Source organism: Bacillus sp. M5A3_1b, assembly GCF_053345335.1.
Genome location: NZ_JBKEZY010000012.1, coordinates 26,123 through 42,080 on the forward strand (window position 1 = coordinate 26,123; position 15,958 = coordinate 42,080).

A 15,958-nucleotide genomic window follows, 5' to 3' on the forward strand; every position below is an offset into this window, starting at 1 on the left:
ATGAAGGAAAAGAATTTTACATAACTTTAAAAATCACTATTGTAGTGTGATTTTTTCATTTGAAAATTTTAATAGAATAATAATTAATATTTTTCTAAAAAATGTATTGACTCTTATTATTCTGAGTTCTATAATGAGAATTAATTAAACGACAATTAAATCGATACATTCTTATCCAGAGAGGTGGAGGGACTGGCCCTACGATACCTCAGCAACGGGTTTTTTAATACCGTGCTAACTCCAGCAAGCCTATAAAAGGCTTGGAAGATGAGAAGATGTGACCGAGTACATATAAGTGCTCTCCTTCTTATCTTTATGGTTGATAAGAAGGAGAGCACTTTTTATTTTACCTCGAAAGCTCTACTTCAAGTTTTTACAGCATATAGGAGGGAAGAAAATGATTTCTTTTAACAACGTAAGTAAAGTATATGAATCAGGTGGGCAATCTGTTCATGCGGTGGAAGACGTAACATTATCAGTTGAGAAGGGCGAAATTTTTGGCATTATCGGTTTTAGTGGTGCTGGAAAGAGTACGTTGTTACGCTTAGTAAATATGTTAGAGAGACCGACGGCAGGAACGATTTCAATAGATGATAAAGATATTACATTACTATCGACGAAAGAATTACGGAAGCTAAGACAAAGAATCGGGATGATTTTTCAAAGTTTTAATTTATTTAATTCAAGAACAGTGTTTGGGAATATTGCTTATCCATTAAAATTAGCGAAAGTACCAAAGAATGAGATAAAAGAAAGAGTAAATAAACTGCTGAAGTTTGTAGGGTTAGAAGATAAAGCAAACTATTATCCAGAGCAACTATCAGGCGGTCAAAAGCAACGTGTTGGTATTGCAAGAGCACTTGCAACATCACCGGATATCCTTATATGTGATGAGGCAACATCAGCTTTAGATCCAGAAACAACGACAGAGATATTAAACTTATTAAAGAAAGTAAATCGAGAATATAATGTAACAATTCTTCTTATTACACATGAAATGCACGTTGTGAAAGAAATTTGTCACCGTGTAGCTGTAATGGAGAAGGGAAAGGTTATTGAAGAAGGAAAACTGTTTGATGTTTTCACACAACCAAAAACAAAGACGACTCAAAACTTTGTACGCTCCATTATTAATGATCATTTACCGGAAAGTGTTCTAGGGAAAATTCAAAATGGTGGACAGATTTATCGCTTAACATTTACTGGGGAAGAGACAGGGCAGCCGGTACTATCATATATCGCGAAAAACTATAACGTCGATGTAAACGTACTGTACGGAAATATTATTGAACTTCAAAATGTGCTATTTGGAAATCTACTTGTAGAACTGCAAGGTGAGCAGAAAGAAATTCAAAAAGCATTACAACATCTAAGACTGCAAGTGCAGCTGAAGGAGGTAGAAGCTCATGCGAGTTGATTGGAGTATATTTTGGCCCCGCATAGTAGATGCGACGGGGGATACCCTCTTAATGGTAATTGTAACCCTTATATTCGCTACAATTCTTGGTATACCTCTAGGTTTACTTTTATATGTAACGAGAAAAGGGAACTTTTTAGAAAATAAATGGGTCTTTTCTATTCTTAATATCATTATTAATACAATTCGTCCGGTTCCATTCATCATCTTCTTAGTAGCTTTAAGCCCACTAACAAGAAGTGTTATCGGAACGACGATTGGAACAGCGGCAGCAATCTTTCCAATGACGTTAGTTGCGTCAATTGGTATTGCTAGAATGGTTGAAACAAATCTTGTTTCAGTTCCAAAGGGAGTCATTGAAGCAGCTCAAGCGATGGGTGCTTCACCATTTAGAATTGTTTTTGAAATTCTTGTACCAGAAGCGTTAGCGCCATTAATTTTAGGTGTTACGTTTATGACAGTTGGTTTAATTGAATTTTCTGCAGTTGCTGGGCTTGTCGGTGGTGGCGGTCTTGGTGACTTAGCGATGACATATGGTTATCAACGTTTTGATACATCAGTTATGTTCGTAACGGTCGTTTTACTTATTATTCTCGTACAGGTAGCTCAAAATTTAGGAAACTACTTTGCGAAAGTCTTTTTACGCAGATCATAAAAAGGAAGAGGGGAAAAGAAAATGAAGAAAATTTTAGCATTTGCATTATCAGCGATTGTAGGAATTTCAGCGTTAAGCGGCTGCTCAAGTGGAGACACGGGGGCAGGAGCAAAAGAGAAAGTAGTTCGCGTTGGCGTAACCGGAACAGATGGAGACGCTTGGGAAATTTTAAAGAAAAAAGCTGAAAAAGAGGGAATTAAAATTAAATTGGTGGAGTTCTCTGATTACACAACGCCAAATAAAGCGTTAGCTGATGGAGATATTGAACTAAACTCATTCCAGCACGTTGCTTTCTTAGAGCAATTTAAAAAAGAGCATAAGTTAGATATTACAGCTGTCGGTACAACGCAAATTGCACCAATGGGCTTATACTCTGAAAAATATAAGAAGGCAAATGAAATTCCAGATGGTTCAGAAATTGCGATTCCAAATGATCCAACGAATCAAGCTCGTGCATTAAAACTTCTTGATGCAGCTGGATTATTAAAGCTTAAGAAAGACTTTGGCTTATTCGGAGATCCAAGTGGCATTGCTGAAAATCCGAAGAAGTTAAAAATTACACCGGTTATCGCACAGCAAACACCTCGTGTATTAAAAGATGTTGCAGCTTCAGTTATTAATAACGGTGTTGCTGGTCAAGCTGGATTAGATCCAGCGAAGGATCCAATTTTCTTAGAAGATCCAAAGAATGAAAATGCGAAGCCATATATTAATATTTTCGCAGCTCGTACAAAAGATAAAGATGATCCAACACTGAAAAAAGTAATTGAACTATATCATTCAAAAGAAGTAACAGATGCAATTAAGAAAGAAACAAATGATGGTTCCATTTCAGTAGATCTTTCACTTGAGGAGCTTGAAAAAATCGTAAAATAATTATCGGGTTTAACGATTAACAGTAGGAACCCCTCCGCTGTTAGCTCGTTCAACATATAATCTACTTAACAAACAAAACCCTAATTCTGTACCTTCCAATTCTGTATAACGTAGAATCCAATGTTTGTTAAGTAGAGTGATGGACCAGGAGTTTTCCTGGTCTTTTTTTTTGTGGTTATTCGATTACGATACTTTTTAAATTATCCTCATGATGCTCTTGTTTTTTCGGATAAGTAGCTAGTTCCTCTTGCAAAATGTTTAGTGCTTGCTTAGCTGATTGCTGGATTGGGGCAGGTAACTCTTCTAATATATTCATACCGACTTTTATTTTTGTACGAATTACCTTCCTTAGTAGTTCCTCACGCATGCACTACACCTCCAAATCGAATGTTTAGTACATCATCTTCGAATTTTGCTCCTTGAATAGAAAGGTGTGTTAACGTTTTTGGTAATGTGATGTTCCGTTTAACAGAACCAGCACGAATGATAAGCTCATCACCTTTTTGATTTAATGCAAGTTCACTTTTGTTTGAGAAGGGAATGGAGAGAACGAAAATATACTCATCGCCATCTTTTTTTACATATTGAGTGCGACCGTTAAATTTCACTTCCGTAGGAGAAGAATCTGATTTAAATAAAGCATCTCCTACACGCTCTAACATAGACAAACCGACAACCTCTTGTTCAAACATAGGAGCTTCGTAAATAGGAAGCGGCTGAAAACTATCTTGAATCAATGTTTTATATTTCTTTTGAGTATCTTTCCATGCTTGAAAATAAGGATCGGTGACAGTGTTAGGGATGACGCGATTAATCATAATGGCATCCACGTTATAATCGTATAAATTTAAATACGTAAAGCTACGCTGAGCTTCTTTAATGACCATCTTTTCAGGATTTACAACGATGCGGATACTTGTTATGTCTCGGTTTGATAAAATATTTCTCATTTCTCCAAGTTGTTCAAGTGTATTCGTTAATTCGTCCATAATATCATCGGTTGGAAGGGGGACACCAAGAAGTGGTTGAGCTACAGGACGAACAACTTTTAAAACTTTTCTTTTAATAGGAAATAATTTTTCCATCCACCAGCCGAGCATGTCTGGAAAGCTGAGCATTGCTAATGTTTCTCCTGTTGGAGCACAATCAATGATAATAACATCATATGTGTTTTGTTTATAATAATCGAGTACGCGAAGTAAGCTAATTAAATCTTCCATACCAGGAAACATCGTTAATTCTTCTGTTGTAATATCATCAGCTGCTTTGGAGGTGAAGAGTAGCGTAATATATTTCTGTAATTTCCCCCAGCCTTTTTCCATCTCATAAATCGTATTAATTTCTTGTGCCCACAAATTTTCACGAATTGCTAATGGCTCAGAAGATAGCTTTATACCAAATGAATCTCCTAAACTATGAGCAGGATCTGTACTCATTACTAATGTTTTTAATCCTTGTTTTGCGCTTTGAAGTGCTGTTGCTGCTGAAATGCTAGTTTTTCCTACGCCGCCTTTACCTGTATACAAAATAATTCTCATTATTCTATCCCCTTTGTTTCGAGTGTCGAATATTACGAGTACCGAAATAAAATGTTGAATAAAAACCCAACTAGGGTTTTATTCAATCGGAATGTTTTTCATTTTAGGTGTAGAAACTTTTTCTTCTGTTTTTTGCTGTGACGTAGCAATGTGATTCATGATCTTTTGGAAGATTTGTAGTAAGAATGCTTTTTCTTCTTCTGATAATGCTTCTGTCACTAGGTTAAAGTAATGGGCTGCATTTTGTTTTACTTCTTGAACGAGCATTACGCCGTTTTCTGTTAAACGAATTAATACAATGCGTCGGTCGTTTTCATCACGGTACCTTTCAATATATCCCTTTTTTACGAGGCGATTTACAACACCTGTCGTTGTACTCATCGGTATATCAAGAAGGTCAGCGATTTTTGTCATTGTAATATCTGTATTTCGCTCCATCCAAAGTAAACAAAACACTTCTGTTTTAGAAAGTGTTAAATCTAGGCTTACCCATTCTTCAGGATAAAAAAGTTTCTTGGCGTTATCTAGCAGTAAGTCTAAAAAATGTTCATATTGCAACAATTATTTCCACTCCCGTATATTTCGAGGTTCGTAATATTTGTTTTTATTTTATACAGAATTGAAATAAATGTCAATAATTTTAATTGTTTTTTTAGATTAGTCAGAAAATGTATTTTAAAATAGTATTCTTTTATGATAGATGTATAAATATAAAACTAGAACTTACATAAAAATCCATCATGGTAAATATACTTATCTATAATGGATGTATAGCTAACGAGGGGGAGAACGATGAGAAGACGTAATACGCAAGCGTTCACGTTTTTAGCATGGACTTCATTTGTTTGTGCACTTTCAGGTATGTTAATTGGGATTTATACGTTAGATGAAACGCTTAGTGTAAAAGGATATTATTTAATTGGAACATTATTTTTAACGATGTCTTGTTTTGTATTACAAAAAACAATTCGTGATAATGAAGAAGATAACGAGAGATTTCCGAAAAATAAACCGTTAGATAAAGAGTAAATCGTAAAGAAAGGCATTCGCCTTTCTTTTTTTATGTAAAAATGCAGTAAGTGCCGTGTGTTGACTTGCTTGAAGTACTGAAAATTTGGTATCATCAATAGTATTGTAGATTGAACGATATATTATGGAGGTGGCCTAGCCGTGTCAAGAATTTCCGTTGAGAATGTAAAGCACGTAGCACATTTAGCACGTCTTGCAATTACTGATCAAGAAGCTGAAAAATTTCAAAAACAACTAGATGCAATTGTTACATTTGCAGAACAGTTAAATGAATTAGATACAACTGATGTAAAACCAACAACTCATGTATTAACTATGAAAAATGTTATGCGTGAAGATGTACCAGAAAAAGGTTTACCAGTCGAAGAAGTATTAAAAAATGCACCGGATCACAAAGATAATCAAATCCGTGTTCCAGCAGTATTAGAATAGAGGAGGGGAATTTCGATGTCATTATTTGATCATTCCGTATCAGAGTTACATAAGAAGTTAAACAACAAAGAAATTTCCGTTACGGATTTAGTAGAAGAATCATACAAACGTATTGCGGATGTTGAAGATAACGTAAAAGCTTTTCTTACATTAGATGAAGAAAACGCACGCGCGAAAGCGAAAGAATTAGACACGAAAATTGGTGCTGAAGATAATGGTTTATTATTCGGTATGCCAATTGGTGTAAAAGATAACATTGTAACTAACGGTCTTCGTACAACTTGTGCGAGCAAAATGTTAGCAAACTTTGATCCAATTTATGATGCAACAGTTGTGCAAAAGCTAAAAGCTGCTGACACAGTTACAATCGGTAAGTTAAATATGGACGAGTTCGCAATGGGTTCTTCAAATGAAAACTCAGGTTTCTACGCTACGAAAAATCCATGGAACTTAGATTACGTTCCAGGCGGATCTAGTGGTGGTTCTGCAGCAGCTGTAGCAGCAGGAGAAGTATTATTCTCTCTAGGTTCTGATACGGGTGGTTCTATCCGTCAGCCAGCTGCATATTGCGGCGTTGTAGGTTTAAAACCAACTTACGGACGCGTATCTCGTTACGGATTAGTAGCATTCGCATCTTCACTTGACCAAATCGGACCGATTACACGTACAGTAGAAGATAATGCATACTTATTACAAGCTATTTCAGGTATTGACCGTATGGATGCAACTTCTGCTAACGTTGAAGTAGGAAACTACTTAGCTGGTTTAACAGGCGACGTTAAAGGTTTACGCATTGCTGTACCGAAAGAATACTTAGGAGAAGGTGTTGGCGAAGAAGCTCGTGAGTCAGTACTAGCTGCTTTAAAAGTATTAGAAGGTATGGGCGCAACTTGGGAGGAAGTATCTCTTCCACACTCTAAATACGCTCTAGCAACGTATTACTTATTATCTTCTTCTGAAGCATCTGCTAACCTTTCACGCTTTGATGGCGTACGTTACGGTGTTCGTTCTGATAATGTAAATAATTTATTAGACCTTTACAAAAACACACGTAGCGAAGGTTTTGGTGATGAAGTAAAACGTCGTATTATGCTTGGTACATTTGCACTTAGCTCTGGTTACTATGATGCATACTACAAGAAAGCACAACAAGTACGTACATTAATTAAAAACGACTTTGAAAATGTATTTGCTAACTACGATGTTATTATTGGACCAACAACGCCAACTCCGGCATTTAAAGTGGGCGAAAAAGTTGATGATCCAATGACAATGTATGCAAATGACATTTTAACAATCCCAGTAAACTTAGCGGGTGTTCCAGCGATTTCTGTTCCATGTGGATTCGGTGCTAATAACATGCCACTTGGTCTACAAATCATTGGTAAACACTTCGATGAAGCGACAATTTACCGCGTTGCACATGCGTTTGAGCAAGCAACAGACTATCATACAAAAAAAGCAAGTCTGTAAGGAGGCGAGCATAGATGAATTTAGAAACAATTATTGGTTTAGAGGTTCACGTTGAGTTAAAAACAAATTCGAAAATTTTCTCTGCGAGTCCAACAGAATTCGGAGCGGAGCCAAATACACAAACAAGTGTAATTGACTTAGGATACCCAGGGGTACTTCCTACTTTAAATAAAGAAGCAGTTAACTTTGCAATGAAAGCAGCAATGGCATTAAACTGTGAAATCGCAACGGAAACGAAGTTCGACCGTAAAAACTATTTCTACCCAGATAATCCGAAAGCTTACCAAATTTCTCAATTCGATAAGCCAATTGGTGAAAATGGTTGGATTGAAATTGAAGTAGACGGTAAAAAGAAACGTATCGGTATTACACGTCTTCATTTAGAAGAAGATGCTGGTAAATCAACGCATACAGCTGATGGTTCATTAGTAGATTACAATCGTCAAGGTATGCCTTTAATCGAGATCGTATCTGAGCCAGATATGCGTACGCCAGAAGAAGCATATGCATACTTAGAGAAGTTAAAATCAATCATTCAATACACTGGCGTATCTGATTGTAAGATGGAAGAAGGTTCCTTGCGTTGTGATGCGAACATTTCCCTTCGTCCAGTTGGACAAGAGAAGTTCGGTACAAAAGCGGAACTGAAAAACTTAAACTCATTCACTTACGTACAAAAAGGTCTTGAGCACGAGCAAGTGCGCCAAGAGAAAGAATTGTTATCTGGTGGTATCATCCAACAAGAAACACGTCGTTATGATGAAGCAACGAAGAAAACAATCTTAATGCGTGTGAAAGAGGGATCTGACGATTACCGTTACTTCCCAGAGCCAGACTTAGTTGAACTTTACATCGATGATGAATGGAAAGAAGAAATTCGTGCTTCGATTCCAGAACTTCCAGATGCACGTAAAGCTCGCTACGTTGCAGAAATTGGCTTACCAGCTTATGATGCACACGTATTAACATTAACGAAAGAGATGTCTGATTTCTTTGAAGCAGCAATTGAAGATGGAGCAGATGCGAAACTAACATCAAACTGGTTAATGGGTGAAGTGCTTGCATACTTAAACAAACAACAAAAAGAATTAAAAGACGTTGCATTAACGCCTGCTGGTTTATCTAAAATGGTTCAATTAATTGAAAAAGGTACAATTTCTTCTAAAATCGCGAAGAAAGTATTTAACGAGTTAATTGAAAAAGGTGGAGACCCAGAGGAAATCGTTAAAGCAAAAGGTCTTGTTCAAATTTCTGACGAGGGTACACTTCGTAAAGTTGTAACAGAAATTCTTGATAATAATGAGCAATCTATCGAAGACTTTAAAAACGGTAAAGACCGTGCAATTGGCTTCTTAGTTGGTCAAATTATGAAAGCTACAAAAGGACAAGCAAATCCGCCGCTTGTTAACAAAATCTTACTTGAAGAGATTAATAAGCGATAATAATAGTAACTTGTAAAGATTAAGCAGAAAAACACCCGTACATGGGTGTTTTTCTAGGTTAATCAAACGTTTGTTTAAATGAGAGAAGATCGTTTAAACAAACGTTTGATTAACTGTCAAAAGTGTAAAAATGTTTGTATAGCAACTATGGTATGATAGTTGCAAAAAGGTGGGAATAATGATAAATCTAGACATAGAGGTTTTTTTCATCTCATGAAATAATAGATAATTATTATTCGTTATATGTAAATTGTTGTGAGGAAATAGATGGACATAAATTTTTTGTCAAATAAAACAAAACCATTGAAATGAATATTTACTTTTGATGGACTACACGAATCGGGTTCTTACTGCCTGTTTGAGCGAGATAAAAGAAGGATAGGAAGATGAGAGGAGGTAGGCATGGGAATACTGAATAGAAGTTCGGTATGTTCTTTTTCAATATATAAAGAAATTTCCTGTGCTAATAAATGATGAAGCGAGCAAGAATTATTTATAATCCTACTTCTGGGCGCGAGCTATTTAAGAAGAGCTTACCGGAAGTATTACAAAAATTAGAACAAGCTGGATATGAAGCGTCTTGTCATGCGACAACTGGTCCTGGAGATGCGACTGTGGCAGCGAGGCAAGCTGCGGATCGTAAGTTTGATGTTGTTATCGCAGCTGGTGGTGATGGTACATTAAATGAAGTGGTGAACGGCTTAGTAGGACATGAACATCGTCCAAAGTTTGGAATTATTCCAGTTGGAACGACAAATGATTTTGCGCGTGCGATCGGTGTACCTCGTGCTATTGAAGAGGCTGCGGATATTATTTGTGAAGGAAAAACAGTTCCGTTAGACCTTGGTAGAGCGAATGATACATATTTCATTAATATCGCTGGTGGCGGCCGTATTACAGAATTAACATATGAAGTGCCAAGCAAGCTAAAGACGGTATTAGGCCAACTTGCTTACTATTTAAAAGGAATCGAAATGTTACCGTCATTACATCCAACATATGTTGAAATTGAGTATGATGGGAAATTACTACAAGAAGAAATTACGATGTTTTTAATTACGAATACTCGTTCAGTGGGCGGCTTTGAAAAGGTAGCACCATATGCATCGATTAACGATGGATTATTTGATTTATTAGTACTGAAAAAAGGTTCTATTGCTGACTTAATTAAAGCAGCAACACAAGCGCAGCGTGGTGAACATATTAATAACCCAAAAGTGCTATACACACAAGCAAATCGAATTAAAGTGCATTCACCAGATAAACTAATGATTAACTTAGACGGTGAATACGGTGGAGATGCACCGATGGAATTCGAAAATATATATCATTGTCTTGAACTATTTGTTCCTGAACAACAAGAGGATGCCCTGTAAAGGCATCCTTTTTATTATATAGAGGAATTGTAAATTGGAAGTTAGTTTGATTTTTATGGTATTTTTACAATTCGTTTATTTTATATCCATACTTTATTGATACACTGGAGGAGATAAGAAACGAGAGGTAGGGTGCTATGGAGAAGGTAAAAGCAATACTATTTGATAAAGATGGGACATTAATGGATTTTCATTCAATTTGGATAAAAGTAGCTGAAGAACTTGTGGCGGAATGTATAAATCTATATCAACTTCCAAAGTCAATGCAGCAGGATTTATTAAAAGAGATCGGTGTGAATGGGGTATTTGTGAACCCTCATAGCGCAATAGCGGCAGGAACAAGCCTTGATGTTGCAAAGGGGCTTTGTAAGTATATTATGTCATCTAAGGAAGAGGAAATGCATGAGTGGGTAAGTGAAAAATTATTTTCTCTTATGTATGAACACCGCTCCTATATGAAAATGACGGCGGATTTACCGAGGATTTTACAAGGTTTAAAGGATAGAGGATTTATTTTAGGTGTTGTGACAGCTGATGATTTTGCACCAACAGAATTATTTTTGAAACAATATCAATTAGAGTCCTTTTTTGATTATGTTGTAGCTTCAGATACATTTCCGGCACAAAAACCAGATAAAAGAATTGTAGAATCTTTTTGTGAGAAGTTTCATTTAGAAGCATGTGAAGTAGCCGTCGTTGGAGATACACCAACTGATTTATATTTAGCGAAAAATGGCGGCGATTGCTATGCAATTGGAGTACTGTCTGGTACAGGAGATCGTCAAACGTTAGAACCACTTGCAGATTTAGTAGTACAATCTGTTGGGGAGTTTATTTCTCATTCGGGTGAGTTGATTTGGGAACAAGGAAAGTCTAATGTGTAAGAAAAATAAGTCTATAAGGACTCTTAATGAGTCTTTATAGACTTATTTTTTATGTCGACATAGAAGGTATGCAGGATGAATGCTGGGAAAGAACGTTGGCATACATTTTGCAATGAAAAGAGAAAACAATGTAAAGAAAAGGATGGGGTACGTAATGAACACAAAAAAATTTGCTAAAGTAAATGAACAAATTCCTGGACCGAAAGCAGCGTCTTTATTAGAACGCCGCCAAAATATAGTACCAAAAGGAGTAAGTAACGGCATCCCAACGTTTGTACAATCTGCAAATGGTTCTCTTGTAACAGATGTTGATGGCAATCAGTACATTGATTTCGCGGGAGCAATCGGAACAATTAACGTAGGGCATTGTCATCCAGCTGTTAAAGAGGCGCTCCATAAACAAGTAGATCAATACATTCATACTGGATTTAATGTCATGATGTATGAGCCATATATTGAATTAGCAGAAAAACTTGCGGCATTAGCGCCGGGAAGTTTTGATAAGCAAGTACTATTTTTAAATAGTGGTGCAGAAGCGGTTGAAAACGCAGTGAAAATCGCTCGTAAATATACAAAAAGACCTGGTATTATTGCATTTTCTAAAGGATTCCACGGGCGTACATTAATGACAATGACGATGACAAGTAAAGTAAAACCATATAAATTTGGATTTGGCCCATTTGCGCCTGAAGTCTATAAAGCACCATTCCCGTACGAATATCGCCGCCCAGAAGGATTAACGGAAGAGCAGTACGATGACTTTATGATTGAAGAGTTTAAGAATTTCTTCATATCAGAAGTAGCACCAGAAACAATTGCAGCCGTTGTAATGGAACCTGTTCAAGGGGAAGGCGGATTTATCGTTCCAAGTAAGAAGTTTGTGCAAGAAGTACGCAATATTTGTTTAGAACACGGCATCTTATTTGTAGCGGATGAAATTCAAACAGGATTTAGTCGTACAGGAAAATATTTTGCCATTGATCATTATGATGTCGTTCCAGATTTAATTACGGTATCTAAATCATTAGGCGCTGGTGTACCGATTAGTGGTGTTATTGGGCGCAAGGAAATTATGAATGAGTCTGCGCCGGGAGAGCTCGGTGGAACGTATGCAGGAAGCCCACTAGGATGTGCAGCAGCATTGGCAGTACTTGATGTAATAGAAAAAGAGAATTTAAATGATAGAGCAATAGAATTAGGAAAAGTCGTAATGAACCGATTTGAAGAGATGAAAAATAAATATAATTGCATTGGTGATGTGCGTGGTTTAGGAGCAATGTGTGCATTCGAGCTTGTTCAAGATCGGAAGACGAAAGCACCTGATAAAACGTTAACAGCTAATTTGTGCGCAGAGGCAAATAAACGCGGATTACTCCTACTATCAGCAGGGACATACGGTAATGTTATTCGTGTGTTAATGCCATTAGTTATTACAGATGAGCAACTTGAAGAAGGATTAACAATAATTGAAGAATCATTGCAAGTCTGTTATGAGAAAGCAAATACTGCTCGTGTTTAAAAGCTAAATAATAAATCGCAAACATTCTAGCTGACTCTATATAAAATACAGAAAATTCATTTTATAATAAAGGTAGTGAAGTGAATCGATGGATTGAAAGTTAGAGGTGGCTAGGATGGTTGGAGAAAAGGAACGAGTGTTAATGGATTTACAAGATGTATTTGAATACGCGTTTGACGAAATTTTTGTGACTGACGAAAAGGGAATCGTTGTGCGTGTAAATAGTACATGTGAAAGGCACTATCAACTAGCTGCTAAAGAGTTGGTAGGTAAGCATGTGAAAGAATTGCAGAAGGATGGTATCTTTTATCCATCGGCAACGTTAGAAGTAATTGAAAAAAAGAGACCGATTGAACTCGTTCAAACGACAAAATCAGGAGAGTATTTACATGTTCGTACAAGGCCTGTTTTTGACGATGAGGGGAATTTAAGAAGAGTAATTAGTTATTCTCGTGATCTTACAGAACTCTACCAATTACGTCAAAAGGTAGAGGAAATGGATAATCAGTTAAAAACATATAAAAAAGAATTAAGAGAAACGTATGAGCATGAAGGACTTATTTTTAAAAGTATCGCTATGCAAAAAATAGTCGAGACAATTAAGAAAGTATCTGTGGTAGATAGTACAGTTCTCGTTTTAGGTGAGACAGGAGTAGGGAAGAGTCGATTAGTACGTCATTTACATGAAGTGAGTAACAGGAAGAATGAAAGTTTCTATGAAATTAATTGTGCGGCATTGCCAACGAATTTAATTGAATCAGAGCTTTTTGGATACTCAGGTGGATCTTTTACAGGTGCGAATCGTGAAGGGAAAAAGGGATTATTAGAATCAGCTCATAAAGGAACTCTTTTCTTAGATGAAATTGGCGAAATGCCACTTGAAATTCAAGCGAAACTTTTGCAAGTGTTGCAAGAAAAAACGTTTCGTCCTATTGGCGGAAGAGAATTAAAAAAGGTGGACGTTAGAATTGTAGCGGCAACAAATCGAGATTTAAGTATGATGGTGAAACAAGGAACATTCCGGAAAGATTTATATTATCGTCTAAATGTCATTCCAATTGTAATTCCACCACTCAGGGAAAGAACTGAAGACATTTTGCCACTCATTTATCATTATTTACAGCACTTTAACGAAAAATATGGCCGGAATGTAAAATTAGCGCCTAGTACATTGCAAATGTTTGTTGGTTACCCGTGGGAAGGAAATAATAGAGAGATTGAAAATGTGATTGAGCGAATTGTTATAACTGCTGATGATATCGTTACGATAGAAGATTTGCCAATAGCGATGCAAGAATCAACGGTTGAACAGTCCGGCCAAAGTCTCTATAAAATGTTAGAAGAAGTAGAACGGAATATTATTTTGAAAGCATATAAAACATATGGATCGAGTTATAAAGTAGCGGAGTTTTTAAAAATAAGTCAATCTGCTGCCACTAGGAAGATAAAGAAACTTTTAGAGGAGGAAGAACACATTGGATAAAAAAGCGACGTTTGTAAATGTAGAGAAAAAGGCGATGTATATAAATGGTGAGTGGATTACATTACAAGAACAAATCGAAGTAAATAATCCAGCAACGAAAGAAATATTTGCGACGGTACCAAAGGGCGGGGTAACAGAGGCAAAGCAAGCTGTTGATGCTGCTCATGAAGCTTTTAAATCATGGTCTAAGTTAACAGCAGCAGACCGTGCAGTGAAGTTAAAAAAATGGTTCACACTTATCGATGAAAATAAAGAAGAGATTGCAGCGATTATGACGAGAGAACAAGGAAAGCCGTTTGCAGAAGCACTTGGTGAAGTGAATTATGCAAATAGCTTTGTTGAATGGTATGCAGAAGAAGGAAAACGCGTATATGGTGAAATGATTCCTGCTTCTCATCCGAATAAACGTATTTTAGTTATGAAGCAACCAGTTGGAGTTATGGCAGCTATTACACCTTGGAACTTCCCTGCTGCTATGATTACGAGAAAGGTAGCCCCGGCACTTGCAGCAGGATGTACGGCAGTTGTAAAACCGGCAAGCCAAACGCCGTTAACTGCTTTGAAATTAGCTGAATTAGCCCATGAAGCGGACATTCCAAAAGGCGTAATAAATATTGTAACAGGCAGTGCGAAAGCAATTGCTGATACGTGGATGGAAGATGGACGTGTTCGAAAGGTTTCCTTTACAGGATCAACGGAAATTGGGAAGGAATTAATGGCCAGTGCTGCACAAACGATGAAAAAGGTTTCACTTGAGTTAGGTGGTCACGCGCCGTTTATTGTTATGAATGATGCGGACTTAGATAAAGCGGTAGAGGCGGTAATCGGTTCGAAATTCCGTAACGCAGGACAAACGTGTATATGTACAAACCGAGTATTTGTTCAGGAAGAAGTGTATGAAGTGTTTGTAGAGAAGTTCCAAAAGGCAGTAGGGCAGTTGAAAGTAGGAGACGGTTTCGGTGACGGAACGACTGTAGGACCACTTATTGACGAGAATGCAGTTTCGAAAGTACAGGAACATATTGAAGATGCTATCCAAAAGGGTGGAACAGTTTTATTTGGTGGTCATAAGGTTGCAGAGCTAGATGGACACTTTATGCAACCAACTGTAATTGGATTGGCGAACGATACGATGCTTTGTATGAATGAAGAAACATTCGGTCCAGTTGCACCAGTTGCGAAATTTAAAACGGTTGAAGAAGTAATCGAACGTGCAAATAATACACCATATGGCTTAGCTGCTTATATTTTCACAAAAGATATTAGTCAAGCATTCCAAGTTAGCGAAGCATTAGAGTACGGTATTATCGGATTAAATGATGGACTTCCATCAGTTGCACAAGCACCATTCGGTGGTTTTAAAGAAAGTGGTATTGGCCGTGAAGGAGGCCATTTCGGTATCGAGGAATATTTAGAAATTAAATATATTTCATTAGGACTATAAGTAGTATACTAGAATCTCTATAAGGTAACAGAGAAGGAGATTCTAGTATGGTATATTGGCTATTATTACTCGTAACAATTATTTTTGAAGTAGCTGGAACAATTGCGATGAAATTATCAAACGGTTTAACAAAGCTCGTTCCAAGTGTACTGATTTTCGTATTTTATGGAATTTGTTTTAGCGTATTTGCTATCGTTGTCAAAAAAATTCATTTAAGTATCGCTTATGCCATTTGGTCTGGTGTAGGAACATTACTTATTACAATCATTAGTGTGTATTTCTTTAAAGAGCACATTAGCTTATTCCAAGCATTTTGTATTCTTTTTATTGTTTTAGGAGTAATTGGGCTTAAGGTTTCATCGGCATCATAAAAGGCTATCTTCCGGTGTG

The 15,958-nt window shown here is 36.8% G+C and carries 16 protein-coding genes and 1 riboswitch; of the genes, 13 read left to right on the forward strand and 3 right to left on the reverse strand.

Features of this window, described 5'->3' with window-relative positions; genetic code table 11:
* Positions 1–168 precede the first annotated feature (168 nt).
* Positions 169–274, forward strand: a riboswitch (SAM riboswitch).
* Positions 275–397: 123 nt separating this feature from the next.
* Genes ACLBWW_RS24805 through ACLBWW_RS24815 form a run of 3 tightly spaced genes read left to right on the forward strand, consistent with a single transcriptional unit; the run spans position 398 to position 2,948 of the window.
* A complete protein-coding gene (locus tag ACLBWW_RS24805) occupies positions 398–1,417 on the forward strand; it encodes a methionine ABC transporter ATP-binding protein (protein WP_447614288.1) in 1,020 nt (339 codons plus the stop codon).
* Positions 1,407–2,072 carry a methionine ABC transporter permease gene (locus ACLBWW_RS24810; protein ID WP_001261880.1) on the forward strand — a complete coding sequence of 222 codons (666 nt, stop codon included), beginning with the start codon at positions 1,407–1,409 and terminating at the stop codon, positions 2,070–2,072. The genes ACLBWW_RS24805 and ACLBWW_RS24810 overlap by 11 nt, the downstream gene beginning before the upstream one ends.
* 21 nt (positions 2,073–2,093) lie before the next feature.
* Positions 2,094–2,948, forward strand: a complete 855-nt coding sequence (locus ACLBWW_RS24815; protein WP_000721587.1) for a MetQ/NlpA family ABC transporter substrate-binding protein — start codon at positions 2,094–2,096, stop codon at positions 2,946–2,948.
* Between the two features lie 175 nt (positions 2,949–3,123).
* Here the strand turns inward: ACLBWW_RS24815 and ACLBWW_RS24820 are convergent, their stop codons facing one another.
* The 3 genes from ACLBWW_RS24820 to ACLBWW_RS24830 all read right to left on the reverse strand — a co-directional run bounded on the left by ACLBWW_RS24820 (position 3,124) and on the right by ACLBWW_RS24830 (position 5,047).
* Positions 3,124–3,315 (reverse strand): DUF3926 domain-containing protein, encoded by a 192-nt coding sequence (locus tag ACLBWW_RS24820; protein WP_048542049.1) that lies wholly within the window; start codon positions 3,313–3,315, stop codon positions 3,124–3,126.
* Positions 3,308–4,489, reverse strand: coding sequence for an ArsA family ATPase (locus tag ACLBWW_RS24825; RefSeq protein ID WP_088110123.1), 1,182 nt, complete (start codon positions 4,487–4,489; stop codon positions 3,308–3,310). The genes ACLBWW_RS24820 and ACLBWW_RS24825 overlap by 8 nt, the downstream gene beginning before the upstream one ends.
* A 75-nt stretch (positions 4,490–4,564) precedes the next feature.
* The gene (locus ACLBWW_RS24830; protein ID WP_000942477.1) at positions 4,565–5,047 is read right to left on the reverse strand and encodes a MarR family winged helix-turn-helix transcriptional regulator; all 483 of its coding nucleotides are present in this window, start codon (positions 5,045–5,047) and stop codon (positions 4,565–4,567) included.
* A 231-nt stretch (positions 5,048–5,278) separates the two neighbouring features.
* Here ACLBWW_RS24830 and ACLBWW_RS24835 point away from each other — a divergent pair, with 231 nt between their 5' ends.
* From ACLBWW_RS24835 to ACLBWW_RS24880, 10 genes are all read left to right on the forward strand, one after another.
* Complete coding sequence (locus ACLBWW_RS24835) at positions 5,279–5,515, forward strand: YiaA/YiaB family inner membrane protein (protein WP_001254393.1); 237 nt, start codon at positions 5,279–5,281, stop codon at positions 5,513–5,515.
* A 141-nt stretch (positions 5,516–5,656) separates the two neighbouring features.
* Positions 5,657–5,947, forward strand: coding sequence for an Asp-tRNA(Asn)/Glu-tRNA(Gln) amidotransferase subunit GatC (gatC, locus tag ACLBWW_RS24840; protein WP_000086999.1), 291 nt, complete (start codon positions 5,657–5,659; stop codon positions 5,945–5,947).
* Between the two features lie 15 nt (positions 5,948–5,962).
* Positions 5,963–7,420 (forward strand): Asp-tRNA(Asn)/Glu-tRNA(Gln) amidotransferase subunit GatA, encoded by a 1,458-nt coding sequence (gatA, locus tag ACLBWW_RS24845; RefSeq protein ID WP_048542045.1) that lies wholly within the window; start codon positions 5,963–5,965, stop codon positions 7,418–7,420.
* Between the two features lie 14 nt (positions 7,421–7,434).
* A complete protein-coding gene (gene gatB, locus ACLBWW_RS24850) occupies positions 7,435–8,862 on the forward strand; it encodes an Asp-tRNA(Asn)/Glu-tRNA(Gln) amidotransferase subunit GatB (protein ID WP_001047688.1) in 1,428 nt (475 codons plus the stop codon).
* Positions 8,863–9,332: 470 nt separating this feature from the next.
* Positions 9,333–10,238: a diacylglycerol kinase gene (locus ACLBWW_RS24855; RefSeq protein WP_000977669.1), complete on the forward strand. Its 906-nt coding sequence runs from the start codon at positions 9,333–9,335 to the stop codon at positions 10,236–10,238.
* A gap of 137 nt (positions 10,239–10,375) precedes the next feature.
* Positions 10,376–11,122: an HAD family hydrolase gene (locus ACLBWW_RS24860; RefSeq protein WP_048542042.1), complete on the forward strand. Its 747-nt coding sequence runs from the start codon at positions 10,376–10,378 to the stop codon at positions 11,120–11,122.
* A 154-nt stretch (positions 11,123–11,276) separates the two neighbouring features.
* On the forward strand, positions 11,277–12,641 hold the full coding sequence (gene gabT, locus ACLBWW_RS24865; RefSeq protein ID WP_048542080.1) for a 4-aminobutyrate--2-oxoglutarate transaminase: 1,365 nt from the start codon (positions 11,277–11,279) through the stop codon (positions 12,639–12,641).
* 115 nt (positions 12,642–12,756) lie between these two features.
* Complete coding sequence (locus ACLBWW_RS24870; protein WP_048542041.1) at positions 12,757–14,124, forward strand: sigma-54 interaction domain-containing protein; 1,368 nt, start codon at positions 12,757–12,759, stop codon at positions 14,122–14,124.
* Complete coding sequence (gene gabD, locus ACLBWW_RS24875; protein ID WP_048542039.1) at positions 14,117–15,568, forward strand: NADP-dependent succinate-semialdehyde dehydrogenase; 1,452 nt, start codon at positions 14,117–14,119, stop codon at positions 15,566–15,568. Before ACLBWW_RS24870 ends, gabD begins: the two co-directional genes overlap by 8 nt.
* A 47-nt stretch (positions 15,569–15,615) precedes the next feature.
* Positions 15,616–15,939 carry a DMT family transporter gene (locus ACLBWW_RS24880; RefSeq protein ID WP_000263262.1) on the forward strand — a complete coding sequence of 108 codons (324 nt, stop codon included), beginning with the start codon at positions 15,616–15,618 and terminating at the stop codon, positions 15,937–15,939.
* Positions 15,940–15,958: the final 19 nt, after the last annotated feature.

What these genes read in the sequence shown, in the direction of transcription:
- ACLBWW_RS24805 (WP_447614288.1), top strand. Translation starts at nt 398, where the DNA reads ATGATTTCTTTTAACAACGTAAGTAAAGTATATGAATCAGGTGGGCAA.
- ACLBWW_RS24810 (WP_001261880.1), top strand. Translation starts at nt 1,407, where the DNA reads ATGCGAGTTGATTGGAGTATATTTTGGCCCCGCATAGTAGATGCGACG.
- ACLBWW_RS24815 (WP_000721587.1), top strand. Translation starts at nt 2,094, where the DNA reads ATGAAGAAAATTTTAGCATTTGCATTATCAGCGATTGTAGGAATTTCA.
- ACLBWW_RS24820 (WP_048542049.1), bottom strand. Translation starts at nt 3,315, where the DNA reads ATGCGTGAGGAACTACTAAGGAAGGTAATTCGTACAAAAATAAAAGTC.
- ACLBWW_RS24835 (WP_001254393.1), top strand. Translation starts at nt 5,279, where the DNA reads ATGAGAAGACGTAATACGCAAGCGTTCACGTTTTTAGCATGGACTTCA.
- gatA (WP_048542045.1), top strand. Translation starts at nt 5,963, where the DNA reads ATGTCATTATTTGATCATTCCGTATCAGAGTTACATAAGAAGTTAAAC.
- gatB (WP_001047688.1), top strand. Translation starts at nt 7,435, where the DNA reads ATGAATTTAGAAACAATTATTGGTTTAGAGGTTCACGTTGAGTTAAAA.
- ACLBWW_RS24855 (WP_000977669.1), top strand. Translation starts at nt 9,333, where the DNA reads ATGATGAAGCGAGCAAGAATTATTTATAATCCTACTTCTGGGCGCGAG.
- ACLBWW_RS24860 (WP_048542042.1), top strand. Translation starts at nt 10,376, where the DNA reads ATGGAGAAGGTAAAAGCAATACTATTTGATAAAGATGGGACATTAATG.
- gabT (WP_048542080.1), top strand. Translation starts at nt 11,277, where the DNA reads ATGAACACAAAAAAATTTGCTAAAGTAAATGAACAAATTCCTGGACCG.
- ACLBWW_RS24870 (WP_048542041.1), top strand. Translation starts at nt 12,757, where the DNA reads ATGGTTGGAGAAAAGGAACGAGTGTTAATGGATTTACAAGATGTATTT.
- ACLBWW_RS24880 (WP_000263262.1), top strand. Translation starts at nt 15,616, where the DNA reads ATGGTATATTGGCTATTATTACTCGTAACAATTATTTTTGAAGTAGCT.